General features: G+C 52.2%; 1 protein-coding gene. It reads right to left on the bottom strand.

What is annotated here, in order from left to right; genetic code table 11:
* Positions 1-220, bottom strand: a 220-nt coding sequence (locus tag ACUHMQ_RS21375) for a hypothetical protein (RefSeq protein ID WP_445297437.1), incomplete at its 3' end; no start/stop codon positions are given.
* Between the last annotated feature and the right edge of the window lie 35 nt (positions 221-255).

The following is a 255-nucleotide window of genomic DNA, read 5'->3' as shown; positions in this document are numbered from 1 at the left end:
TGGCGAAATGCACCCCGTTTACGTATTGGGCCAAGTCCAGCGACTGCCCATTGTTGTAGCCCAGTGCATCGGCAACGGTTTTTATATGCCCGCCTATTGCACCTGGTGACTTACGTCGGCCTTTCTCGGGGGAGAGCGCCACATATTCACCAATGTCGCCGGCTTTTATTTTTTCCAAGGCAACGAGCGCAGTGTCGTTACCCGCCAGCCTGTTAACCAAGTCTTCCTGCTTTAAAATGTCGGCTAACTTTTGCT

It is taken from the genome of Chitinimonas violaceus, from assembly GCF_052601015.1.
The sequence above is the reverse complement of the archived record's forward strand: the minus strand, read 5'-3'. Positions and strand labels throughout refer to the sequence as shown.